This window comes from Sporosarcina sp. resist (assembly GCF_014302295.1).
Lineage (GTDB): Bacteria > Bacillota > Bacilli > Bacillales_A > Planococcaceae > Sporosarcina > Sporosarcina psychrophila.
In genome coordinates, this window is sequence record NZ_CP060287.1 from 4,778,630 (window position 1) to 4,803,131 (window position 24,502).

Annotated in this window: 29 protein-coding genes; 11 read left to right on the forward strand and 18 right to left on the reverse strand. The window is 40.8% G+C overall.

All coding sequences use genetic code 11. The features are described 5' to 3' along the window. Positions 1-48: 48 nt before the first annotated feature. The 6 genes from H7992_RS22935 to H7992_RS22960 form a co-directional block, all read right to left on the reverse strand. Positions 49-276, reverse strand: coding sequence for a sulfurtransferase TusA family protein (locus tag H7992_RS22935; protein WP_067213583.1), 228 nt, complete (start codon positions 274-276; stop codon positions 49-51). 28 nt (positions 277-304) lie between these two features. After that, entirely contained in the window at positions 305-1,432 is a 1,128-nt protein-coding gene (locus H7992_RS22940) for an MBL fold metallo-hydrolase (protein ID WP_187046146.1), read from the reverse strand. Between the two features lie 33 nt (positions 1,433-1,465). Beyond that, on the reverse strand, positions 1,466-2,032 hold the full coding sequence (locus H7992_RS22945) for a sulfurtransferase TusA family protein (RefSeq protein WP_067213585.1): 567 nt from the start codon (positions 2,030-2,032) through the stop codon (positions 1,466-1,468). A gap of 58 nt (positions 2,033-2,090) precedes the next feature. Continuing rightward, positions 2,091-2,387, reverse strand: a complete 297-nt coding sequence (locus H7992_RS22950) for a rhodanese-like domain-containing protein (RefSeq protein WP_187046147.1) — start codon at positions 2,385-2,387, stop codon at positions 2,091-2,093. Between the two features lie 34 nt (positions 2,388-2,421). Beyond that, positions 2,422-2,844, reverse strand: coding sequence for a DsrE/DsrF/DrsH-like family protein (locus tag H7992_RS22955; RefSeq protein ID WP_255428723.1), 423 nt, complete (start codon positions 2,842-2,844; stop codon positions 2,422-2,424). Between the two features lie 125 nt (positions 2,845-2,969). Then, entirely contained in the window at positions 2,970-3,233 is a 264-nt protein-coding gene (locus H7992_RS22960; protein WP_067213588.1) for a metal-sensitive transcriptional regulator, read from the reverse strand. A gap of 287 nt (positions 3,234-3,520) precedes the next feature. Between H7992_RS22960 and H7992_RS22965 the strand changes: the two genes are divergently transcribed. After that, positions 3,521-3,742 (forward strand): DUF2187 family protein, encoded by a 222-nt coding sequence (locus H7992_RS22965; protein ID WP_067213589.1) that lies wholly within the window; start codon positions 3,521-3,523, stop codon positions 3,740-3,742. Positions 3,743-3,804: 62 nt separating this feature from the next. Here H7992_RS22965 and H7992_RS22970 read toward each other — a convergent pair whose 3' ends face one another. Then, positions 3,805-4,812: a YeiH family protein gene (locus H7992_RS22970; RefSeq protein ID WP_067213590.1), complete on the reverse strand. Its 1,008-nt coding sequence runs from the start codon at positions 4,810-4,812 to the stop codon at positions 3,805-3,807. Positions 4,813-4,903: 91 nt separating this feature from the next. Here H7992_RS22970 and H7992_RS22975 point away from each other — a divergent pair, with 91 nt between their 5' ends. From H7992_RS22975 to glyA, 5 genes are all read left to right on the forward strand, one after another. Beyond that, a complete protein-coding gene (locus tag H7992_RS22975) occupies positions 4,904-5,782 on the forward strand; it encodes a LysR family transcriptional regulator (RefSeq protein WP_067213591.1) in 879 nt (292 codons plus the stop codon). Positions 5,783-5,881: 99 nt separating this feature from the next. Continuing rightward, positions 5,882-6,544 (forward strand): lysoplasmalogenase, encoded by a 663-nt coding sequence (locus H7992_RS22980; RefSeq protein ID WP_067213592.1) that lies wholly within the window; start codon positions 5,882-5,884, stop codon positions 6,542-6,544. A gap of 38 nt (positions 6,545-6,582) precedes the next feature. Further along, on the forward strand, positions 6,583-7,809 hold the full coding sequence (gene pepT, locus H7992_RS22985; RefSeq protein WP_067213593.1) for a peptidase T: 1,227 nt from the start codon (positions 6,583-6,585) through the stop codon (positions 7,807-7,809). Positions 7,810-7,827: 18 nt separating this feature from the next. After that, a complete protein-coding gene (locus H7992_RS22990; protein WP_067213594.1) occupies positions 7,828-8,790 on the forward strand; it encodes a DMT family transporter in 963 nt (320 codons plus the stop codon). Positions 8,791-8,939: 149 nt separating this feature from the next. Further along, complete coding sequence (gene glyA, locus H7992_RS22995) at positions 8,940-10,280, forward strand: serine hydroxymethyltransferase (RefSeq protein WP_067213595.1); 1,341 nt, start codon at positions 8,940-8,942, stop codon at positions 10,278-10,280. Between the two features lie 64 nt (positions 10,281-10,344). Here glyA and H7992_RS23000 read toward each other — a convergent pair whose 3' ends face one another. The 6 genes from H7992_RS23000 to H7992_RS23025 all read right to left on the reverse strand — a co-directional run bounded on the left by H7992_RS23000 (position 10,345) and on the right by H7992_RS23025 (position 15,946). After that, positions 10,345-11,004: a GntR family transcriptional regulator gene (locus H7992_RS23000; protein WP_067214098.1), complete on the reverse strand. Its 660-nt coding sequence runs from the start codon at positions 11,002-11,004 to the stop codon at positions 10,345-10,347. A 173-nt stretch (positions 11,005-11,177) separates the two neighbouring features. Further along, positions 11,178-12,284, reverse strand: a complete 1,107-nt coding sequence (locus H7992_RS23005; RefSeq protein ID WP_231885739.1) for an ABC transporter substrate-binding protein — start codon at positions 12,282-12,284, stop codon at positions 11,178-11,180. A gap of 15 nt (positions 12,285-12,299) precedes the next feature. Next, a complete protein-coding gene (locus tag H7992_RS23010) occupies positions 12,300-13,094 on the reverse strand; it encodes an ABC transporter ATP-binding protein (protein ID WP_187046149.1) in 795 nt (264 codons plus the stop codon). A gap of 4 nt (positions 13,095-13,098) precedes the next feature. Next, on the reverse strand, positions 13,099-13,920 hold the full coding sequence (locus H7992_RS23015; RefSeq protein ID WP_231885740.1) for an ABC transporter permease: 822 nt from the start codon (positions 13,918-13,920) through the stop codon (positions 13,099-13,101). Positions 13,921-14,134: 214 nt separating this feature from the next. Beyond that, positions 14,135-14,488 carry a rhodanese-like domain-containing protein gene (locus H7992_RS23020; protein WP_187046150.1) on the reverse strand — a complete coding sequence of 118 codons (354 nt, stop codon included), beginning with the start codon at positions 14,486-14,488 and terminating at the stop codon, positions 14,135-14,137. A gap of 186 nt (positions 14,489-14,674) precedes the next feature. Then, the gene (locus tag H7992_RS23025; RefSeq protein ID WP_187046151.1) at positions 14,675-15,946 is read right to left on the reverse strand and encodes an acetyl-CoA hydrolase/transferase family protein; all 1,272 of its coding nucleotides are present in this window, start codon (positions 15,944-15,946) and stop codon (positions 14,675-14,677) included. Between the two features lie 105 nt (positions 15,947-16,051). On the opposite strand from H7992_RS23025, the gene H7992_RS23030 reads away from it, so the two are divergent. After that, positions 16,052-16,762, forward strand: a complete 711-nt coding sequence (locus H7992_RS23030) for a hypothetical protein (RefSeq protein ID WP_187046152.1) — start codon at positions 16,052-16,054, stop codon at positions 16,760-16,762. Between the two features lie 10 nt (positions 16,763-16,772). On the opposite strand, the gene H7992_RS23035 is transcribed toward H7992_RS23030, so the two are convergent. Further along, the gene (locus H7992_RS23035; protein WP_067213601.1) at positions 16,773-17,051 is read right to left on the reverse strand and encodes a hypothetical protein; all 279 of its coding nucleotides are present in this window, start codon (positions 17,049-17,051) and stop codon (positions 16,773-16,775) included. 83 nt (positions 17,052-17,134) lie between these two features. On the opposite strand from H7992_RS23035, the gene H7992_RS23040 reads away from it, so the two are divergent. Next, positions 17,135-17,464 (forward strand): CHY zinc finger protein, encoded by a 330-nt coding sequence (locus H7992_RS23040; protein WP_187048023.1) that lies wholly within the window; start codon positions 17,135-17,137, stop codon positions 17,462-17,464. 52 nt (positions 17,465-17,516) lie between these two features. Here H7992_RS23040 and H7992_RS23045 read toward each other — a convergent pair whose 3' ends face one another. The 3 genes from H7992_RS23045 to H7992_RS23055 form a co-directional block, all read right to left on the reverse strand. Beyond that, positions 17,517-18,395 (reverse strand): DUF4349 domain-containing protein, encoded by an 879-nt coding sequence (locus H7992_RS23045; RefSeq protein WP_187046153.1) that lies wholly within the window; start codon positions 18,393-18,395, stop codon positions 17,517-17,519. A gap of 124 nt (positions 18,396-18,519) precedes the next feature. Then, positions 18,520-19,599 carry an AI-2E family transporter gene (locus H7992_RS23050; protein ID WP_187046154.1) on the reverse strand — a complete coding sequence of 360 codons (1,080 nt, stop codon included), beginning with the start codon at positions 19,597-19,599 and terminating at the stop codon, positions 18,520-18,522. A 265-nt stretch (positions 19,600-19,864) separates the two neighbouring features. Next, a complete protein-coding gene (locus H7992_RS23055; RefSeq protein ID WP_187046155.1) occupies positions 19,865-20,710 on the reverse strand; it encodes a VOC family protein in 846 nt (281 codons plus the stop codon). A 111-nt stretch (positions 20,711-20,821) separates the two neighbouring features. On the opposite strand from H7992_RS23055, the gene H7992_RS23060 reads away from it, so the two are divergent. From H7992_RS23060 to pabB, 3 genes are all read left to right on the forward strand, one after another. Then, positions 20,822-21,160: a winged helix-turn-helix transcriptional regulator gene (locus tag H7992_RS23060; RefSeq protein ID WP_067213605.1), complete on the forward strand. Its 339-nt coding sequence runs from the start codon at positions 20,822-20,824 to the stop codon at positions 21,158-21,160. A 134-nt stretch (positions 21,161-21,294) separates the two neighbouring features. After that, positions 21,295-21,888 carry an anthranilate synthase component II gene (locus tag H7992_RS23065; protein ID WP_067213606.1) on the forward strand — a complete coding sequence of 198 codons (594 nt, stop codon included), beginning with the start codon at positions 21,295-21,297 and terminating at the stop codon, positions 21,886-21,888. A gap of 27 nt (positions 21,889-21,915) precedes the next feature. Next, the gene (gene pabB, locus H7992_RS23070) at positions 21,916-23,469 is read left to right on the forward strand and encodes an aminodeoxychorismate synthase component I (RefSeq protein WP_187046156.1); all 1,554 of its coding nucleotides are present in this window, start codon (positions 21,916-21,918) and stop codon (positions 23,467-23,469) included. Positions 23,470-23,747: 278 nt separating this feature from the next. Here pabB and H7992_RS23075 read toward each other — a convergent pair whose 3' ends face one another. After that, positions 23,748-24,266: a P-loop NTPase family protein gene (locus H7992_RS23075; RefSeq protein WP_187046157.1), complete on the reverse strand. Its 519-nt coding sequence runs from the start codon at positions 24,264-24,266 to the stop codon at positions 23,748-23,750. Positions 24,267-24,502 lie beyond the last annotated feature (236 nt).

Genomic DNA, 24,502 nt, shown 5'->3' on the forward strand with positions numbered 1-24,502 from the left:
TCAAAAGGAGAAAGGGCATCTACTATGCAGACACCCTTCCGTTTCAAATTAACCTTTTCGGATCCAAAACGTAAATACGCCAGCCTCTTCTGTATGCTTCACTAAGTCATGCCCACCGGATTTCGACCATGCAGCTAAATCAGCGACGGAACCCTTATCTGTCGCAAGAATCTCCAACACTTCACCCGTTTCCATTTCCTTCATGACTTTCCTTGCACGTACAACCGGCATTGGACAAGCCAACCCTTTAGCGTCTAATACTTTGTTTGATTCCATCACTAATCTCTCCTTAGTTTTCAATAAATTATCTAACCGCACAACGATTTGGTCCGATTTCCATTTCACGCTGGGTTTCTTCATCAGGTGATATTTTCCCCATATTTGTTTCACGTATTTGCTGGTAGGCATTCGGTTGTGGAGGTAAATTCCCAGTCACCATGTCCCTGAATTCCGCTTCGTCTTGAATATTCAAACCGTGATTTTCAGCAAACAATGTACCAAGTTTCTCAGATACACTACCGTCCCTATTCAATTCTTCTATGATCATGAAGTGCGCTGGGAGTACAATCAGTTCCTCTGGCAATTCTTTATAACGTTTGTACAATGACTCTCGTAAATCGCCAACCCAATCTTCAGCTAAACCAGCAAGGTCAGGTCGTCCGATTGAATCGATGAATAGGATATCTCCAGAAAGTAAATACGTATCGTCCACTATGAATGATGTAGATCCAATTGTATGTCCAGGTGTATAAAGAGGTTGAATGGCAATCGTCGTATCACCGATTATAATCGTTCGCCCCTCTTCTAATGACTCATAGGCAAACGTTACTTCACTAGCGTCTTTTGGAGGCAACCAGTACGTTCCATTGACGGCTTCTGCAATTTTGCGTCCCCCGGAAATATGATCTGCATGGAGATGTGTATCTAAAATATGCGTAATTTTAACATCCAACGTTTTCGCGAAATCAAGAAATACATCAGTCATTCGTGTCGCATCGACAATTGCCGCTTCTCCATTTGAAACGATCATGTATGACAAACAACCTTTGCCAATTCGTACGAACTGATACAGCTCTCCGCCGTCTTTCAAGTCACCAATTTTCACTGGCTCCAAATGTTCACTCCAGGCCTTCATGCCACCTTGTAAGTAATGAACTGCACGCCCTTCTTCCGCAATCATTTCCGCAATCATAATGGAAGATCCTTCTTTCGCGCAGACAACGACGATATCTTGACCCGCAGGAAGCTGATGCAGGATTTCTTCAACCCCATCGAGTAAATCGAAATAAGGGATATTAAGATACTGAATGTTCTCTCCTTCAATTTTCCAATCCACAAATGCATCTTCATTACGAACGTCTAGAATGAAAAAGGGTTCTTGATTCACTACTTTTTTCGCTATTGTACTTGCAGTCATTAGTTGAACTGTCATTTGTATACCCCCCCTAGTAATTTCATTTATTAATTACACAATCTTTTCTGTTGGTCCATTCCATTCACTCATGCCAGGCACAACGTTTTTCACTTTTAAAAATCCGGCTTCAGCAAGTTTCTGAGAAGCTACATCACTACGGCTACCTGTACGGCATACGACGTAAATTTCCGCTTCTTTATCAAGATTCCCGAGTTCACTTTCAAGGTCCCCAAGCGGCAAAGACTTAGCCCCTGGAATATGATTGAATGCATATTCTGCCGATTCACGAACATCGAGCACAAGTACTTCACGGTTCTCCTCTAAAACAGCTTGTAGTTGTTCATTCAACACAATATGCGGATGTTTTTTCTCAACTTGTTCTTCTCCACTCGACTTACGTACATAATGCGTCAGAATTCCTGCATCTTCAGTCGTGCCTAAGTAGTCATGCCCGGAACCCTCAGCCCATGCTTTTAAATCCGCCGTAGATCCTTTATCAGTTGCCTGTACTTCCAACACATTTCCTGGTTCCATTTCTTTCATGATCTTTCTCGTTTTGACGATTGGCATTGGACAAGCCAGCCCCTTTGCATCGAGTACGAAATCCGTTTCTATCATGTCATCTTCTCCTTCTACCAATGCCCGTATGGGTATCTTTAAATGTAAAAAAATAATGTTATTCCACTGGACCTTCCCAGTCATTCATACCGCCAACCATGTTTACCACTTTAAAACCGTGCGCCTCAAGCAATTGCACCGCTCTTCCACTACGTCCACCTGAGCGGCATACCATTGTGTACTCAATATCTTTATCCAATTCATGCATACGGAATTCCAATAATCCGAGCGGAATATGAATTGCTTGTGCTATTTTCCTTTCTTTCACTTCATCTACTTCACGCACGTCAATTAGGTGAATCGTTTTGTTCATTTTTAACTTTTCTTGAATCTCTAATGGTGTAATTTCAATCATCTAAAACCCTCCCGCTTTTTGTATTGAATTAAATTTAAATAAACAAGTTTACATTGCCTTCCTGAGCATCTCCGAGATAAGCAGCAACTCCACCGTACTGAATACCATCCATCAATTCTTTCTGCTGCAAACCAAGAAGATCCATCGTCATCGTACAAGCAACAAGCTTTATATCTTGTTCTTCAGCTAGTTCAATCAGTTGCGGAAGTGTCATTGCATTGTGCTTTTTAATAACATGTTTAATCATTTTAGGACCCATTCCAGCAAAGTTCATTTTGGAAATACCCATCTTATCTGCACCGCGCGGCATCATTTTACCAAATACTTTTTCTAGCAAGCCTTTTTTTACTGGGACTAGTTCTTCTTTTCGTAGTGCATTCAATCCCCAAAATGTATGGAAAATCGTTACTTGGTGATCATAAGCTGCAGCACCATTTGCAATGATGTATGCCGCCATTGCTTTATCATAATCTCCACTGAATAATACAATGGTAGTTCTTTTCGTCTCAGACAATCAAATCTTCCTTTCTAGTGGTACCCCGCAGGGTATGATATGCGTTAAAAAGAAAAGAGTCCACTGTTTCATCGACTCTTTACTAGTAGTTCTACTGCTTCTTTTACAATATCCTCTTGTGTTCTTGGATCGCTGTCATCCATTTGTTGTATACATTCAATTAGATTGGAGCTGACAATAACGCCAATCGTTCTATCTATAGCTGAACGTGAGGCTGACAATTGTGTAATTACTTCTTTACAGTCTTTATTGTCATCCATCATTTTTAAAATCCCTTTGATTTGACCCTCAATTCGTTTTAACCTGTTTTTTACTTTGTCATCGTATTCCATACCTATCACTTCCTTTTATTTAAGCTATACCCACACACTATACCCCTACAGGTATAATGTCAACCCCTTTGCTTTTATTAAGATAAAAGTTTCTGAACTTAAGCATAGCTATTAAAGTCTGCATTCCTGCAAATTTCGTTGAAATATGGTATACTAATAGTAGACAGCATGTGTGTTATCGTTTACGATTAGTTGTTTTCCATCTTCATCTACTTGTTGCTGCGGGTTTCCCCGAAGCACTCTTTAATTAGATGGCAAGATGAGAATGGATAATAGGGGGAATTCGAATGGCTTTTCCACGTAGGGAAAAAGAAGTGTCGGATTTTGTCGCAGCGCGCAAAATCGATGAAGAAATTTCATTTGTCCGTAATGAACATGAAGTAAATGGTACTATTTTTAAAATACTTGAGAATTCCGTCATCGTTGAAATCTCATCGAAGGACGCCGAACTTATTGGCGCCGCGTCAAATCTGACTGTTGTTTCACATAAGAATTACTCAATTGTTTAATAAATATAAGAAAAAGGCATCTGCTTCAATAGCGATGCCTTTTTTCTATGCCTCTATATTGTTTAAAATACAAAACGTGCATACATATAACCGACAAGTACAAGAATAACCGTTCCTCCTAGTCCTGCAACAAATGGCTTCATCCCCGCACTACGGAATGCCTCGAACTTCACATTCAGACCTAACCCAGCCATTGACATCGCCATTAATAGATAAGCGAGTGTGACAAATACTGATGCGACCGCTTCCGGTACAATCCCCGTGGTATACAGCGCACTCACTGCAAGGAAACCGAAAATGAACCATGGAATTGGAAGTGTCTTCAATTTGAATTTTTCTGCCGACTGTTTATTCTTCCGTGACATCCAGATTCCTACTCCTCCTGCAACAAAGACGAGTAACATGACACGAGTCAATTTCACGACAAGCGCAAAATCAAGTGCTTCAGTCCCCCCAACATCCCCTGCTGCAACAACATGTGCAATCTCATGAAGTGTCCCACCTGCAAACATGCCAAATGCCTCACTTGAAAGTTCTAACACTGGATATACTAAAGTATAGACAAATGTGAATAACGTTCCAAGAATAGCGATGATGGCAACACTAATTGCGGTCTGCTCGGGTTTTGCCTTTACTTGTGAAGCCACTGCAACAATGGCAGCTGCACCGCAGATCCCCGTTCCGCAAGCAGTTAGAAAACTGATTGTTTTATCAGCCCCAATTGCACGAGCTATACCGTATACAGCTCCAATACCGATTAGAACACTGCCCACTGCCCATAAAAATGCTGGCCATCCTGCAGATGCAATATCGCCCAGATTCAATCGCATGCCGAGAAGGATAATACCAGCACGCAATAATTTTTTTGACGCGAACTCAATACCACCTTCCCACTCTGCGCGAACAGGAAAAAACGTATTCCATAACATTCCGATTAGTATTGCAAAAACAAGTGGACCAATTAACGAAATATAAGGGAGTAGTGTTGCCAATTTTGCGATGACTGCGATGAAAAACGTCAGTCCAATTCCAAGCCAGAATCCTTTTTTCATAGCCATACCTTCTTCCATTTCTTTAAGTATAATCTCATCTTATCGATCAGTAAAATGAGGATATATGATAAAATCGATTAAGATTACTAATAGAAGGGAGCTTATCATCATGCTACTTGAAGAATTGAAAACGTTTGTTGCGGTAATTGAAAAAAAGAATTTCACCAGGGCCGGTGAATCACTAAACATATCTCAACCAACTGTCAGTCTCCATATCAAACATTTGGAAGACGAACTAAAAGCCTCATTGCTCGTACGTGCAAATAAAACATTTCACATTACACCCGCCGGAGTGGTTTTGTATGAACGTGCGATACAATTACTTCATCTCGCAGAGCAAACAAAAGAAGAAATTTTATGGCAACATAATGAGGTTAGCGGAATTCTTCGCATCGCTGCAAGTTACACAATTGGGGAGTCCGTATTGCCGGAGATACTAACGAGGCTACATTATAAATATCCTGATTTGCATGTAGAAGTTGCAATTGCAAATACCGAGGACGTCGAAATTGCGGTCCGCGAATTCCGGTCGGATATCGGTTGTATCGAAGGTAGTGTGCAAACAAAAGGGCTTATCATCCAGCCATTCATGGAAGACGAACTCATCCTTGTCGCAGCAAGCGGACATCCTTTGACAAATATTCGCCACCCTAAAGGAGCTGACCTCCAAACTTCTCACTGGGTCATGCGAGAAGTTGGTTCTGGTACACGGGAGTATACAGATTATTTACTTCAGTCAATCGGTAATGTCAAGCCCTCGAAAACAGTTATCGGTTCGAATGAAGGTGTGAAAAAAGCGATTCTATGTGGGCTCGGTATCGCGGCCGTTTCCATTCATACAGTGAAAGCTGAACTTGATAGTGGAAAGCTTGTACAATTGAAGGTCGATGTCCCTTTACAAAAGCGTATTTTCTCAACCTTGTACTCCCCCCTGATGGCTGCCAAAAAGCATGTCACCGTTTTTTTAGAAGAGCTTCGGTCCAAGTAAAAAAGGGTAAAGACGCTCGACCTAACCCAAAAACTGCATGACCGAAAAAGGGTTTATCCTGTCATTCCTAGAAAAGTAGTAGAAAAGGGGGTTTTCCTTGTGGTTCGAAATCTAGTGCTCACTGCAATTATTGTAATGGGTATCGTTTATATTTTCTTTATCCCAGCGGATCCGGTCGGCTTCAAAATTTTAATGAAACTGATTCCGATGGCACTTATTATCCTATTTGCATTAATGACAAGACCTCTATTTTCCCGTACATACAAACGGATTATAATCGGTGGACTGTTCGTTTGCATGATTGCGGATGGCGTCATCTATTGGTTCTTACCCGGACTTATCACCTTCTTCATTGGTCATATTTTTTATATTTTTGCTTTTCGTCATGGCGCGAAGAAACCCATGCCAATCTGGGTTGCCGCCCCTCTCCTCCTTTACGGTGCAGGTATGGCTATTTGGGTTGCCGGTTCACAATTTTCTGCTGGCCAAACCGTGCTTGGTATCGCCATCATCGCCTACATCGGCGTTATTTTAACGATGGGCTGGATGGCTATTCGCACACGAATGACGCTCGCAATTATCGGCGCACTGCTGTTCATTTTCTCTGATTCAGTTCTTGCAATCGATCGATTCGTTCTGGAAATCCCATACCGGGATGCATTCGTTATGGTGACATATTATGCGGCGCAAGTTTTCATAGCAGCTAGCATTGGAAGTCGGGTTGTAAAGTATTCCGTAAACCGGAACAATCTGATAAGATAGATGAATCAGTACTTCATTATTAGGAGGAATTTTTAAAAATGAAAGAAAAATTAATCGAACGTCTTGTACGTTATGCAAAAATCGATACACAATCAGATGCAGGAAGCAATTTTACGCCGACTACACCAGGCCAATGGGACCTTCTGCACGAATTACAAAAAGAACTAGCGAATATCGGTCTAGAAGACATTACTCTCGACGATAACGGGTATTTATTTGCAACGCTTCCCGCCAATACGGACCGGGATGTGCCAGTCATCGGCTTTCTTGCACACGTCGACACGACCACGGATTTTACCGGAAAAAACGTTAAGCCACAGCGTATCGACAACTATGATGGCAAAGACATACAACTGAACGACAGCATCGTCATGACAGTGAACGCTTTTCCCGAGCTGAAAAATTATGCCGGCCATACCCTTATTACGACTGACGGGACAACACTTCTTGGAGCGGACGATAAAGCGGGGATTGCTGAAATCGTAACAGCGATGGAGTATTTGATTGCGAATCCAGACTTAAAACATGGTAAACTGCGAATTGCCTTCACACCTGACGAAGAAATTGGGCGTGGACCACAAAAGTTTGATGTCGAAAAATTCGGAGCAAAATTTGCCTATACAATGGACGGTGGCCCTCTTGGGGAACTACAATATGAAAGCTTCAATGCCGCAAGTGCAAAAGTAACATTCCACGGGACTAGTGTTCACCCAGGTACCGCGAAAGGTAAAATGGTCAACTCAATTTTAATAGCCAACCAATTTCAGGCTAAAATGCCGGTAGATGAGATACCTGAGAAAACGGATGGTTACGGGGGATTTGTTCATCTCATGCAGTCCAACGGGTCCATTGAAGAATCAACTCTCGGCTATATTATCCGTTATTTCGACCGTGAAACATTCGAAGCAAGAAAACAGCTAATGATTGAAACAGCTGACAATCTAAGAAACGACTATGGCGAAAATGCGGTCACACTCGAAATCCAAGACCAATACTTCAATATGGGTGAAAAAATTGAACCCGTCATGGAAATAGTTGAGATCATGTCCGATGCATTTAAAAATCTCAATATCGAACCAAATATCGTACCTGTACGCGGCGGTACAGATGGGTCCCAATTGTCGTACATGGGCTTACCAACGCCTAACATTTTCACAGGTGGAGAAAATTATCACGGGAAATACGAGTATGTTTCAGTCGATAACATGGTAAAAGCGACTAAAGTCATCATCGAAGCAGTGAAACTTTTTGAAGAACGTGCATAAGTAAGAGGGAGGTAGCTTATGAAAGAAATTTGGATTGGTGTCCTTTCCTCCGTTTTTTTCGCAGTGACCTTCATTTTGAACAGATCTATGGAACTGTCGGGGGGAAGTTGGCTATGGAGTGCTTCCTTACGCTATTTATTTATGGTACCTTTTTTATTCGCTATCGTCGCTTACCGCAAAGGACTTGGTGACGTGAAGAAGGAATTCGTCCATAAACCCGCCCCGTTTTTCATTTGGAGCGTAACGGCCTTTGTCTTATTCTACGCACCACTTACATACGCGGCAGCTTACAGTCCGGGATGGCTTCTTGCCGGCACTTGGCAATTGACAATTGTGGCGGGCGTCCTGCTCGCCCCTTTCTTTACGTTGATTGTGAAAACCTCGGATGGCGAAAAAAAGATTCGACAAAAGATCCCGCTTGTCTCACTTGGAATTACACTTATTATTTTTGCCGGTGTCGTACTTATCCAAATTCCGCACGCACAAAGTGTTGAACCACGTACGTTGCTGCTCGGTATCATTCCAGTTGTTTTAGCAGCATTTGCCTACCCGCTTGGTAACCGCAAAATGATGGAGCTTCTTGGCGGCAGGCTTGATACGTTTCAACGTGTGCTCGGTATGACGCTTATGACAATTCCAGTCTGGATTGGGTTTTCCATCTATGCGTTATGGACGGTCGGTCCCCCTTCTATGAGCCAGTTAGGCCAGTCTTTCATCGTTGGTGTCAGTTCTGGCGTCATTGCTACAACTTTGTTTTTCATGGCCACTGACCGCGTACGGGGAGATCAGGGAAAACTCGCCGCTGTAGAAGCAACACAGTCCACACAGCTTATTTTTGTTATGCTGGGCGAAATGCTTATTCTCGGCATTGCACTCCCTGGTGCCCTTTCACTCTTTGGGATCGCAGTAATTATTGTTGGTATGGGATTACATAGTTTCCAAACTGCACTTGGTAGAAAGAAACAATTAAAAGTACACTGATAATAATTTAAGATGACCTCCATTTGGATTGGAGGTCATTTTTCTTTCGTAAATAATCAAACTATTCTAATATCTAGTTGACTCTCGTTTCCCAAAGTGATATATTGGTTTACAAGTTCACTTTACTATGAAAAGGGAGGATTTTGAGTATGAACACAACTACACCTATTAAACAAGATTTCCAAGTCCATGACGTCACCGCATTGAATAAGGCAAAAAGTATCATTGAAAATAATACTTCCGCTCAAATACAACAAGAAGTTATAGACGCAGTGGAAAGAAATGCTGTTTGGCGGGGAGAGGAGTGCTTGAATTTATTAGCCCCCGAAGCTCCTACAAGTCAAACCGTACGTGATTTACTAGCGTCTGAAGTCGGTACCCGTGCAGCAGAAGGTCATATCGGACCCGAACAAAGATGGTTTGCCGGTACGAAGCATATTGACGAAATTGAAGCTCTTTGCGTAGAGTTATTGAAAAAAGTATTCAAATCGAATTATGCGGATCATCGTCTAGTTGCAAGTATGATAGGAAATATGGCCGTTTATGCAGCTCTGACCGAACCTGGGGATCAAATCATGACGATTGCACAGCCATTAGGCGGACATTCGAGTAACAGACATGATGGACCTGCCGGAATTCGTGGATTGAAGATCGCTGATATTCCTATGAATACAGAAGAACTCACCGTTGATTTGATAGAATTCGAACGAGTTGCAAAGGAATTAAAACCAAAGCTTGTAACACTTGGAGCGTCAATGACACTATTCCCATTTCCGATTAAAGAAATGTCCGAAATCGTGAAAGAGTGGGGTGGGAAGATATTCTTTGACGGCGCCCACCAACTCGGATTAATCGGCGGAGGACAATTCCAAGATCCTTTAAAAGAAGGAGCAAGCGTGATGACTGGGTCAGCGGGAAAAACATTCAGCGGACCTCAAAGTGGAATTATCGTTTGGAATGATCCTGAACTGACAAAACCACTAACAGATGCTATATTCCCTACCCTTGCCGCGACTCATCAAGTGAATCGTGTAGCTGCTCTTGCTGCATCTGCAGCCGAGTTCTTGGAGTTTGGAGAAGCATACATGGAACAAATCGTTAAAAACGCAAAAGCGCTAGGTCAAGCATTCCACGACCGTGGAATCACTGTACTTGGTGCACATAAAGGATTCACTGAAACGCATCAAGTGATTCTGGATGTGAAAGAATTTGGTGGGGGTCTTCATGTTGGGCATGAACTTGCGAAGGCAAACATCATTACGAATAAGAACTTAATTCCAAGTGATCGTACTGAAGATTGGGATCGGCCGAGCGGACTCAGAATCGGAACAATCGAAGTGACACGATTAGGCATGAAAGAAAAGGACATGGCGACGATTGCAAATCTGATCGCCGATATTCTCATATCGAATAAAGACTTGGACGTTGCCAAGAAAGAAGCACTTGAAATGCGTAAATCATTCAAAAAACTTCATTACTGCTTCGAATGAATCAATATAAAAAAGCGTTACAACAATGCTTGAATTGTTGTAACGCCTTTTTTATATTATATAATTAACTTTCAACTTCGGAAAGTAGTCGACCAAGGGTAAGCCAATTATCTTCAACAAGATGTGCGGCCTTTTCTTTGTCGGCCTTTTTACAAGCAGTAATAATTTCTTCATGCTGATTGATTGAAGTCCAACTATCCACCGAATCAAACTTTTTTAACGTTAGCCGATGAATTTTCGGCACAATTCTTTCAAGAGCTTTGTCAATTTCAATATTGCCCGCAACCGCAAGAAAAACTTGGTGGAAATGCTCATCAGCATTAATTGCTCGGTTACTATCTTTACTGTCAAGCGCTTCGGCTAATGAGTGGTTAATTTTCTCCAACTTTGCAAAGTCTATATCCGTCATCTTCGGCACTGCCAATTTTGTAGCTAAAGCATGAAGCGCAGCTACAACGGTAAATGCGTGTTTTGCTTCCTCTTCAACCAATTCCGTCACACGCGTCGAAGAGCCCGGGAATGCTTCGACGAGTCCTTCATCTTCCAGTCGTTTCAATGCCTCTCTCACCGGAGTCCTACTTACTGCAAATTGTTCCGCAAGTTTATTGTCATTCAATCGCTGTCCTGGTTGCAATTCTAAATTGACAATTGCATTTTTGAGCGACTCGTATATTTGGTCTTTTAATGTCGGTCGAATAATTTGTTTTATATTATTTTTTTCCATAAAACCAGTATATCGCATTTTAAATTAACTGACAAACTAAGGTTGCGTTTACGCCCTCCCAAGCATCTATAAAAACCACATCGTTTCAAGACTTACATTCGTGAAAAAGAAATAGCCCGCAACCAATGAAGTTGTGAGCTATTCCATATTTGCTAACGATTCAGCAAACCTAATTACCGTACATATTCTCCAATCGTCTCGACCGCTTTTTCCGTTACCGAGGTATCTATCGCTTTATCAAAATCAATATCACCGCGGATAGCACCATTTGCTTTGTACGCATCATATTGCTTTTTAATATCATCGATGAACATCTTGCCATCAGGATCAAGGCCAGTGACGTTCACTTTCTCCCAAAGAGCCGGGTCTTTTAATGCTGTATGCTTCGTCATGATGTCGATAATTTCATCTTTTCCCTCATTTTTGATAAACGCATCGTTGTAATCGCGGACGCCTTTCAAATAAGCCGCCATGAAGCGTAACGAAACATCTTGTTCTTTATTCATGAAGTCTGGTGATCCAAGAACCAATGCAATTTGAGATTCCGGCGCATAATCAGTTGCATCCCCAAATCGGACGTGGAACCCTTTTTCAACACCTTGTGTGATAAGCGGTTCGATATTTACGGCAGCATCGATTGTTCCACTGCTAATTGCGCCAAGCATACTACCAAAATCACCCATAAGGACAAATTCAACGTCATCTTCGGTTAATCCAGCGTATTTAAGCATTTCATCGTAGATATACCAATCAATTGAGTTAAGTGATGACACTGCAATTTTCTTGCCTTTTAAATCTTTATAGTCTTTTATTACGTCAACCATATGATTACCTATGACGAGAGTAAAATACGACTTCCCTGGCACGTTATGTCCTTTATCTGCAATAATTTTCACGTCAATTCCCTGTGCAATCGCGTTGAAGAAAGATGCAGTCGAAACGCCTCCCGCAATATCCACCTCGCCAGCCGCTAATGCCGGAAGCATGTCATCACTGTTTGCAAACTGAGCAAATTCTACTTCGATATTATAGTCTTCAAAGTATCCTCTCTCTTTTGCAATATAAAAACCTGCACCAGAGGCCGCCCCATCTTCCGCTATGACAACTTTTTCACGTTTTTCAAGCGGTGCCAAATCACCAGAAGGATTAACTGTAGCTACTTCTTCAGGTTTTTCATCTTCTACTACCGGTTTCGCCGTCTCTTTAGGAGAACAGGCACCAACGATTAGCGCTATCGCGAATAACGACAACAACCATCCGTTTTTCATCCACTTTGCCATCGAACCTCTCCCTTTCTATCCATCTTCTCGTCTTGAACGCTGTACTTCTTCCTGCAAGTGCTTCCATATTTCCACGAATTGCCCTGCCATAACTGGGTTTTCTCGTATGTCTTCAATTTTGCGCGGACGTGGCATATCGACAATAATTTCTTGAATAATTTTACCCGGCTGCGAACTCATCAGTAAAATACGATCACTTAGCAATAACGCTTCATCAATACTATGGGTAATGAATAGAATCGTCTTCCCCGTTTCCGACCAAATCGACAGCAACTCTTCCTGCAAGATGAATTTATTTTGCTCATCAAGTGCACCAAACGGTTCATCCATCAACAGGATCTCCGGATCATTGGCAAATGCACGCGCAATACTCACCCGTTGTTTCATGCCCCCTGATAGCTCTTTCGGATAAAGGGTTGAAAATTTTTCTAGACCGGTCTTTTTCAAATAATACGTAGTACGCTCTTTTATAAGTTTTTTCGGCAAATGACGCATTTTGAGTCCGAACGCTACATTTTTCTCGACAGTGAGCCATGGAATGATACCCTTTTCCTGAAACACCATCGATTGCAATGGTCGATCCTCTCCATCCGTCGCGGTTGCAATCGTAAACTCACCAATACTCGGGGTTTCAAGCCCTGCCAAGATTCGAAGTAACGTTGATTTACCGCAACCACTCGGTCCAACAATACAAACGAATTCCCCATCATTGATTGTTACATTAATATCGTCTAGCGCCGTAACACTGCCTTGTTTTTTATAAAATGCCTTTGTTAAATTACGAATGATGATTTTTGCTTTCCTACTCATCTACTCACCTCCACGGTAACATCTTTTTCTGAATTCCTCGTAGCAATAGCGAGAACAGATAACCGAAAAACGAAATGAGGATGAGCCCAACGTACATTTCTTGCAGTAAGAACGCTTTGTACGAAACCCAGATTAGATAGCCAATCCCTGATGTAGCACCCATCATTTCCGCAGCGACAATTGTCAGAAGCGCAATCGCCTGCCCCATCTGAATCCCTTCCAACATAACCGGCATCGCACCGGGCAAAGCAATTTTCGTAAAAAAGTCTAGTTTACTAGCTCCATAATTTTTTGCCACATCCAAATAGATTGAATCGATATTAATGACTCCAGCTGCCGTATTAATGACAACAGGAAAAAAAACACTCCCAGCAATTGTTACAACTTTCGATAAATCACCAATTCCAAAAATAATAATAATGATTGGAAGCAAAGCAAGTGTAGGAATCGGCATGAGCGCCATGACAATTGGCGAAACAAAATGTCGAATTGGCGTATAAAGCCCCATTAACAAACCGATGATGATTCCGGGTATGACGCCTAGCAAAAATCCGACAAGAATCCTGTACAATGAAACGCCGATATGACCCGCCATTTCACCACTTGAAATCATTCCGAAAAATGTCCCCACAATTGCAGATGGAGGCGGAAAGAAGCGGATATCAATCATTCCCGTTCTCGACAAGAATTCCCACATAAAGAGCAGGAATAGGGGCGAGGCAATCGTCAACAGCTGTTTTAACCGTTCTTTCGTTTGTCTTTGTTTCCATTCACGCTGTTCGATTTCAAACGGATCGTATCGGACAGCCTTATCATCTCTCTTCAACGTCCACCACCTCTTCATTCAAATAGTATGTATCTGCCTAAAAATGTGTGTTGGGCATATGCTGATAAACGAGCATCTTTCCATAAGAAAAGCGCTGGAGTCAAGACGTAAATTCTCAACTTCACAACTTATCCTAAGTACGAGATTTTATAATTTCCTAGACAACAAAAAATCCATGGAGCAATAATCCCCCATGGATGATATCCAACCCTATTTATCCACGCCAAGCACTCATACCGCCTGTAACGTTAGAAACATCCTTGAAACTGGCTTTCTTCAAGATTTTCGCTGCTTGTCCACTCCGCATGCCACTTTGACAAATAACGACGATTTCTTTCGATTTGTCTAGGCTAGCCAACTGCGATTTCAATGTACTCAACGGGATATTTTTAAATTCTTTAATATGCCGTCCTTTATATTCCCCCGGTGTCCGTACATCAATGAACTGCACCGATTTATTTTTCAGCATCCCCATTAAGTCCTCCGTCGAAACGGAACGTACACCTTTAGCGGGCATCATTCGCCAGACAAAAAATCCAACGATTAGTAAAATAAAAAGCCATTCCATACGATTTTCCTCCTAGTCTTCCTATAACTTCAATTCCAAATATACTACCAGGGGTATTAACAAGGCAATAAATCCGCTTCGTCTACCCCTTGTAAGGTCCCTTCGTCCAATTAATATAGGTATTCATTTGTTCAACTTATATACAATAAAAAAACAGCGCTCCCTATAAAGGACGCTGCTTCACTATTAATAAAGTATGCCGTTTTTCTTCGCCTCAAACACTAACTCTTCTCGGAACGCCGGGTGGGCAATGTCGATAAGCGCTTTTGCACGTTCAGATAACGATTTGCCATACAGACTAGCGATGCCGTATTCCGTGACGATGTTATCGACGTCATTTTTCGACGTCGTTACGACAGAACCTGGCGACAATTGCAGTTTAATGCGCGAAATGGTGTCGTTTTTCACTGTTGAATGCATGCAGATGAACCCTTTACCATGCTTTGCAAAACGTGCTCCGCGTGCAAAATCTGCTTGTCCACCGGTTGATGAATAATAGCGTCCTCCAATTGTTTCGGAAGCACATTGTCCATTAAGGTCAACTTCCGTCGTCGCATTAATGGATACAATTCTTTCTTCTTTCGCAATCTCACGTGGATCATTCACCATACTCACAGGTAAAAATTCAACCGCAGGGTTTTCATGGAGGAAATCGTACAAACGCTGTGATCCGAATGCAAATGTCGCGACAATCTTCCCTTTATGAGTGAACTTCCGTGTCCCATCGATAGCTCCCGCTTGCACAAGGTTAACGATTCCGTCTGTCAGCATTTCAGTGTGGATACCAAGATGACGGTGGTCTTTCAACATGCTCATAACCGCATTCGGAATGGCTCCAATACCAATTTGGAGTGAATCCCCATTTTCAATAACATTCGTTACAAATTCAGCAATTTTAAGATCTTTCTCACCAATTAATGGAGAGCTTTCTTCTGATAAAGGCGCATCATTTTCAATGTATCCCGCAACTTGGCTAATATGAATTTGGTTTTCACCGTATGTACGTGGCATATGCTTATTCACTTCCAAGACAAACGGAACATGACCAATGAATTCGGAAATATAGTCTGCCTGTGTGCCCAATGAAAAATAACCGTGTTCATCCATTGGAGAAGCAACTGTGATTATCATCGACATGTTCGTAACTTTTTTCAACATGCGCGGGACTTCATGGAAAACGTTGGGAACTAATTCTATTTTGCCCTCTTGATAAGCCTTCCGTGTTGCACCACTTAAAAAGTAGGAGACATGTGAAAGATGACCTTTCATTTTACCTATTATATAATCCCGCTCCCGAAGAGCCAGCATTTGATGAATCTTAACGTTCTGTAATTCCGAATGGTTCTCTTCCAATATATCAAGTAGACGATGAGGTTCCCCATTGGCAATCGGGATAATAATATCAGCCTCTACGTCAATCAAATCAATAAACTGTTCTGCACTCAATCGTTTTTCCACGTCGTTTTTTCACTCCTATAAAAGTCCGCCTATTCAATTAGTATACAGCAGACTGAGCGCTTGCTCAACTTGATGATTGACTAGTAAGAACGCTATAATCGATCTATGACAAACTTAACCACGGACCAGCTCAGACAACTGAATATGTACAGCATTTATGTAGATTCGTCCGAACGGAATTTATTCACATTGAAAATGCTACTCGATAGTCAAAAAACGGAAGATATACTAAATGTCGTCCAAGCAGTGAGCGGAAGCCCCAACCGAACTGTAGCAGCATCGTATTTCATGCGCCGTTTCGGTATGTTTACCGCGATGCAATTTTATAACCTGGCGGCATACGATGAAGTATGGGATGGAAACAATGAACAACTTCATTTTGGTGCAAAAGAAGAATACGGAAAACTGGCTGTTAGTACGTTTGCATCCGCGAAGGATTGGCGATATGTAGAAGACGCGGAACGGCGAGATGTCATTAAGCGGATTCTGCAGGATGAATGCGGAGCTGTCATCCGACAAATCCGCACCGTCACATCTATTTCTCCATTGTCGTTATGGGAAAATATCTTTGGTTTTCTCCTTTGGCAGTACCATGTTCTTTTGGCAAACCCAGGTACCTCCGTAGAAGCACGCGCGGACCTCAACATATTGAAAGACGACACGCTTTGGGAAGGAATCGCACCTCGTTCTTTATTTGCCACCTACTTAAAAGGATGCGAGCCGTCCGCACTTTTGAATACAGAAGTCCGTACCACATGTTGTTTCTCAAAGGATGTACCCGGTCTCATGCAGTGTGGATTTTGTCCATTGAAATAACATGATTCAGTTACTTTTTGCGATAGCTATTGTACCAGATCTTCATCGAATAAATAGTTCCACTGACCGCTCCACCATAGAAAAAACCCATGAAGATACCCGCGGGTAAGTTACCTGGATGACTGATGAAAATAGACAAGATAAGTCCAATAATTGTTGCCGCGGTTGAAAACCAACTTTCAGGGAGTTTAAATAAAAGTTTCAACAGGAATATTCCTAGAAGAATAGCGGGTATTGCCCAAAAAGCATCCCAGACGTTTGTATGGATAATCGGGAACTCATTCCACATGAAAACAATCCTTTTTCACATTAGCCTTCCCACAACACTTATAATTCAATACACTTTTTGAAGATGAAGGGCAGGAATTGAACATGCAAATCAAAGGCCATACAGTTCGAGGAAAAGTTCTTGATGAAGAAACTCGGTGTGCACATTATCATTCCGAAATCGACCGGATTGCGATAAATTTTTATTGTTGTGGCACCTACTATCCCTGCTATGAATGTCATGAAGAAGACGGTTGTGGCAATCCTGGCGTTTGGCCCACTGAGATGTTTGGTGAAAAAGCAGTTCTTTGTGGAGCATGTGGTTATGAACTAACTGTTTCGGAGTATTTGACCTGTGGATCGAAGTGCCTTACTTGTTCAGCACTGTTTAATCCCGGATGTAGTTTACATAAAAATCTTTATTTCCAAACTTAAAACAGGAAAAAAGCAGCATTTGCAACATGCTGCTTTTGTTATATTTGATAACCTATTTAGGTTTTTTCATTCTATTAACGCCAAAATAAATCCCTATACCTACGAGTAGTAGAAGTAGAAGTACTGGTAAGTTTCCGATGAAAAAGACAATCAGGCCCGAACCCGTCGCAAAGATAAAATTTGTACTTGTAGCAAGTTGTTTTTTAGTTTTATCCCACGTGTCTAAATTTTTACTGTCTAGTCCTGGAACAATAACACTATTTTCATACATTGTTATTTCAATAGTAGAAAATGACGTCTGATTTTCTAGATACTTCATCTTTCCTACAATTAATTCGATTTCCTCTTGGACTTTGGATAAATCAGACGATATTTTCAATAAATCCTCTGTTTTTTCTGCCTTCCCCATAAACTCGAGCAGTCTTTCCTCTACTGTTCGTTTTGATTTCACCCTGGACTCTAGATCAATATATTGTTCGGTTACATCTTCCCCGGTCACAGTACGATTCAAAACTTCAGCCGCTTCCCCTTCGGCATCCGTTAAAAACTTTTGAAAGTGCTGCTCTGGGATTCGAACAGTGAGCCGAGCACTTATACTTTCCTCGCTTTCCCGATGCACATTCGATTCAACGATATAACCTCCATAGTCACTCACCTTTTTCTCTATTATAAGCTGAGTATTTTCAAGTTTTTTCACATTGAGCTGTAATTCCGCCCTGTGGATGATTTTCCTATTCGTTGGGATCACTTTAGATTGTTCGTTGGCTAACTCTTCTGTTTCAGCTTTATTCTCTTGCTCTGTCGTTGCCGTATCTTGCGATGTTGATGAGCTCTCCATCTGAATGTCTTTCTTTGATTCGCTCGAACTGCAGGACGCCATAAATACAAGTAAGCCTGATAATAGTAGAGCCAAAACCACATTTCGCTTCATAGAATCCCCCCTATCTATTTAATCAATGAGACGGTGTAATCCAAAAAAGGTTACATCTTCCAATTAAACGGTATGAAAAAACGCTAGATTTTATCTAGCGTTTTTTTAGTCTTCTATTTCTTTTTTAAACAGTCTTCGTCGCAGCGTTTTTGATTTCCTTCCGCCTTGCATAAATATTCTTAACGATCGCTTTACCAACTGCATACGCCGGAACAGCAACGATGATACCGAGAAAACCTGCAATATTACCTGCTGCCAATATAACAGTAATGACTGTAAGTGGATGAATATCCAGTGATTTACCCATTACATTTGGTGTAATAAGATTACTTTCAACTTGCTGGGCGATCACCATTACGACTGCAGCTAAAATACCAATCTTCGGATCCTGTATAAAACCTATGATGATTGCAGGAACAGTTGAAATCCATGGGCCAATGAAAGGAATGAGGTTCATGAACAATCCAAAAATGGCTAATAACAGTGCATACTCCAGTCCAATAATCATATAACCTGCAAACAACAGAATTGCTAATAGAAAACTGATTAACAACTGCCCTTGGATATAAGAACGGAGTACAGTATCGATATCATGTAAGGTCTTTTTGATCCATTCCCGACGTTTTCCCGAAAAGAAATTGTATATGAACGGAGCAAACTTTTCATGATCTTTCAGGATGAAAATGAAGAAAAACGGGACTAATATAAGCAGGAACATTGCTTGAAAGAAGGATTGTAAAAATTGAACAACCCATTTCCCAAAATTAACCGCTATGGATTGAAGTGATTCAACCGCACTATCAATTGAATCTTCAAGTTTTGGTGGTAAATCACTTTTTTGTTGAAGTAATGTGTATGTCAAATCATTTATTTCTTGGGCGATAGTAGGCGTATTTTCGACTAATTTATTAATTTGATTCGTTACTGGAGGAGCAATAATTGCTACGAATATCCAAACGACTGCTACGAGAATCGCTATAACCGAAAGAATGCTTCCCCACCTTGGTACTTTACGTTTTTCCAGAAAACGTTGAACCGGTTCCGTAATATAATATAGAACTCCGCCAAGTAATAATGGTATGAATATTGCCTTTGCTATGATTACTAAAGGCGAAAAAATCCCTTGAATCTCTATAAAGTATTTAATAATTAGCATCGCAAGCAGTATTCCGACACCTACTTGAAACCATAACTTTTTCGTCACATATCCCACTTCCTTTTCAATTATGTATTGTTATTTTAAGTATACGTTGTTATACGCTTGGCGTCGAAGAAAGTTTCAACTTTTCCTTACGAAATGATAAACATATGGTCCTTCAAAAAAAGTCCAAGCTTTTAAACCAGTACCGCCACTTATACTTCCATACTACAATTTGGATACTATCTGTTTCACCTATACCCAAAGACCCAGAAGTGAAAAAAGACTGCCCAATTCGGACAGCCCATTTACACACTGGTGATAGAAAAAATCACCCAACTCTAAGATTAATTTGAATACCGGAAGGATCTACCGTTACAAATCCACTACCATTCAATTCCACTTTTCCATCTAATGCTTCCACTTTCGTAATCGCTTCTTTCAATGTAGCCTCATTCGGATAAATAAGCGTGTACGATTGAAGTCCAACATTTCCCACAGTTGGACGTGATACACCTTCGCCATTCCATGTATTCAAGCCAATATGATGATGATACTTCCCGTTAGACATGAATAATGCTTGCGGATAGTCCGTAACGACTTCGAAGCCGAGTGCATTGTAGAATATTTCCGATTCAGGCAAATTGGCTACATGTAAATGTACATGGCCCATAACCGTTCCGACAGGAAGACCATCCCACGTCTGCTCCCCACTTTCTGCAATAATACTTTCTCCGTCAAGCGCATCTGTACTCATTGCAACTTTTCCATTGTCCCAACTCCAAACAGCAGGATCACGATCTATATAAATTTCAATTCCGTTGCCATCCGGATCTGACAAATAGAGCGCCTCGCTCACAAGGTGATCCGCAGCCCCAATTCGTACATTCTGTTGGATGAAATGTTTAATAATTGCCCCTAAATCGGCTCTCTTCGGCAACAATAATGCAAAATGATACAATCCAGATTTATGCGCCTCTTTCGGCATAACATTTTCCGGTTGTTCAATAATCAGCAAAGGCGTCTTGCCATCTGCTGTCAGGACAACTTTATCCACGGCTTCTTCAAGTATTTTAAATCCAATCACCTCTTTATAAAATTGGACAGCTCTATTTATGTCCAAAACGTTGAGATGTACTTCCCCTGTATACGTATGCGGTGCTGTATGAAAATTCATTTTTATTCCCCCTTATCGATAACAGTAAGTTAATTACTTTATGTAACTAACTTTATATGTTATAATGACAGTTGTCAACACATTATGTTCGGCGAAAGGAGCTTCAATGATATGAATGAATTTGAACTTTGCCCGCGTTTCGAGAAGGCCGTATCTATTCTAAGCCAACGCTGGACCGCCCTTATTTTGTATCAATTAATGGCAGGACCACAGCGCTTTTGCACAATGACTGACAAACTTGGTGTCAGTGGAAAAACACTTTCAGAACGTTTAAAAGATCTTGATCAGCAAGGCTTTGTCATCCGCCACGTTTACCCTGAAACACCTGTGCGAATTGAGTATTCATTAACTGAAAAAGGAATGTCTCTAACGCCTATTATGAAAGAAATTGAGAATTGGTCACAGAAGTGGATTGAGCGTGAAGCAGTTTCTCCTAATGAAAAAGCATAAGAATTCACATGTTTTTCACACTTATCCGACTATCGCATTCCTAAACCCCTCGATTATAGAAAGAGTAGTTTCAACTAAATGAAAATGTATACTCTATAAATAGATGCTCTATTGTACTAGAAGGAGTGGGAGTTATGAGGACGCTGCTAATCGACAACTACGATTCATATACATTCAATCTTTATCAACTCATTGCCTCTATAAACGAAGAACTACCCATAGTAGTTCGGAATGATCAATATTCATGGAACGAATTACAATCCATTTCGTTTGATAATGTGATTATTTCTCCAGGACCAGGAACACCAACGAAAGAAAAAGATTTTGGTGTTTGTCGAGATGTTTTACGCCTATCAGAAGTGCCAATTTTAGGGGTCTGCTTAGGTCATCAGGGATTCGCCCATACTTTTGGCGCAAAAGTTGTGAAAGCACCTACGCCGATGCATGGAAGAATAAGTAAAGTCTTTCATAACGATTCTGAGTTATTTAAGGGAGTACCCCAAGAATTCGAAGTAGTTCGCTATCATTCACTTATTGTCGAGGATGATTTACCTACTTGTTTACAAAAAACAGCATGGACTGCTGATGGAATTATAATGGGCTTGCAGCATACTGAAAAACCAATATGCGGTGTACAGTTCCACCCTGAATCCATTTGCACTGAGTTCGGACATCAAATACTAGAAAATTTTTCGTTAATGAATAAAAAAACTACTATTTATGGATAAATCAGTATTTCCAAGGAGATGTTCTTGTTGACAAATATCCCAGAGATTTCGATAGTCCCACGGGGCATGTCTCGTGAAATGTCTACTGCATTACCCACTGTAAAGGTTTTGAGTAGAAAACTATTAAATTTTGTAGAACCAGAAGAAGTTTTTCAGCATTTTTTTGCTGAAGAAGCATATGCTTTTTGGCTTGATAGTAGTCGTGTCGAATCTGACCTATCTCGTTTTTCTTTTATGGGAGCAACTAATGGACCATTAAGTAAAGTGATTAAGTACGACTCAAAAACACAGCTTGTTCAAATTAGTGACGCACAAGGACAAACTGAGCTTACAGAAGATATTTTCAACTATATTGATTCTGAGATCCATAAAATGCAACAACATTCTAATGAATTACCGTTTGATTTTAATGGCGGATTTGTAGGTTATTTTGGATATGAATTGAAAGCTGAATGCGGCGCCAATGAACACCATGTATCCTCAAATCCTGATGCCTTGTTTATTCTAGCCGACCGATTAATTGCCTTTGACCACAATGAGCGCTGCATATATTTAGTTAGTATTGTTCCATATAATGCCCCTACATCCGCTTCTGAATGGTTTGACGCTACGGAACAGCAACTACAAAACGTTCCATCTATAGCACCCGTGGAAGTAACAAACAATGATACCCGCACACCGCTTAATTTTGAATTAAGTCAATCGTACGCTCAGTATGTAAATAAGATAGAAGAATGTAAAAAGTATATTACTGAAGGTGAAACTTATGAGGTTTGCTTAACGAATAGAATTAATATTAATGAACATTTCAATCCATTAGTTACATATCGTATTCTTAGAAATATTAATCCAGCTCCATACTCGTCCTTTCTTAAGTTCGGGGAATTGAGTGTTCTATGTTCTTCTCCTGAACGTTTCCTAAAAATTGATCAAGATCGAGTGGTCGAAGCTAAACCAATTAAAGGGACGATTGCTCGTGGGAAAAATATCGAGGACGATCTCAGATTGGCTGAAATATTGCGTACTAGTGAAAAGGATAGAGCAGAAAATTTGATGATTGTTGATCTTCTTCGAAATGACTTGGGTTTAGTTTGTGATATTGGAAGTGTTCACGTACCGAAATTGATGGCTATTGAATCTTATCAAACAGTGCATCAACTCGTTTCAACAATTAAAGGGACGTTAAGAGCGGAATTAACAGCAATTGATTGTATACGATCAGCATTTCCTGGAGGATCGATGACCGGAGCTCCCAAAATACGAACCATGGATTATATTGATAAATTAGAGACGAATGCTCGTGGCATTTACTCGGGAGCAATTGGATTTTTGAGCTTAAATGGTACTACAGATTTAAATATTGTCATTCGAACGATTATAATGACTCCCGAACAGGCTACTGTAGGTGTGGGTGGAGCAATCACAATTTTATCTGATCCTGAACGAGAATTTGAAGAAACTCTTTTGAAAGGTCGCGCTTTAGTCAAAGCACTTACGATTTCTCAGTTTGGAAAATTCGATAAAAAATTATATACATTTAATGATCCCCATATGGATAGTTTGTTTAATAAGCTATTATAGTGAAACAGTTCGTATACAAATTCCCAAAGTTTCTAACCTTAATCAACTTCATAACTCTGAGCTCTTATAACACGAGGGTTTTTGAACATTAAGAAAAGCGCAGGTGCCCTCTAAGATGCGACAGGCATAAGACGGAACAGTGGAGCGACGTTCCTTTGCCCCAGAAGGATACAGTTCATTCTTTCCTAGCTAGATCGACTTTTGACTCCGAGCGCCTGACGCCGCCCGGAGCTAGACATTGTTCCGGGTCGAAAACTTATACTTTCTTATTTGTTGTTTCACTTTTTTATATACGTTTTTAAAAACCCTTCAATCTGCGCAGGTGTTTTCAAATAATGTACGTTCTTCCCTTCACCTGCATAGCGTTGTATTCGCTCTAGCATTTTCCTTTTTCGTGCCCCATATGTTGTGAGGATGAATTTCAGAAACGCCTTATCAATCTTCTCTTTACAACCTTCACCAATATCATTCCTCGTTTTCCCATGGAATTGTACTCTTCGCTTTAATACACGGTACAAACAGACACGGAGAGGGAGCTCCAAATAAATAACGGTATCTGCATATGGCTCTCGTATATCGAATGTCCCTGAATAATTCCCCTCAACTATCCATTGCTCATTTTGGACAACTTGTTGTTGAGCTAATGAAAACTCTTCAGGCGGGGCTTCCACCCAATTTGGTTTCCAATACAAACAATCTAAATGTGTTACTTCGATTCCAGTCAATTCGCCTAATCGACGTGCAAATGTTGATTTTCCAGCACCCGCTGACACCCCGATGACCATAATTTTATTCATTCCGTAACTCCTCCTCATTGTCTGGGACTTGGTGAATTCCCTCCTACATATAAACTACCATCCCCATGACCAAATAACCCAAAATATGTATTTAAACCTCTCAAAATCATTATACAGTATATATAGCTGAACTATTCCAAATTTATACCGATCCGAAAAAGACGAACAATCGGTATTGAATTTTACCTAATGATAGGATATATTCTAACTAACGCAATAAAATCATATAAAATATA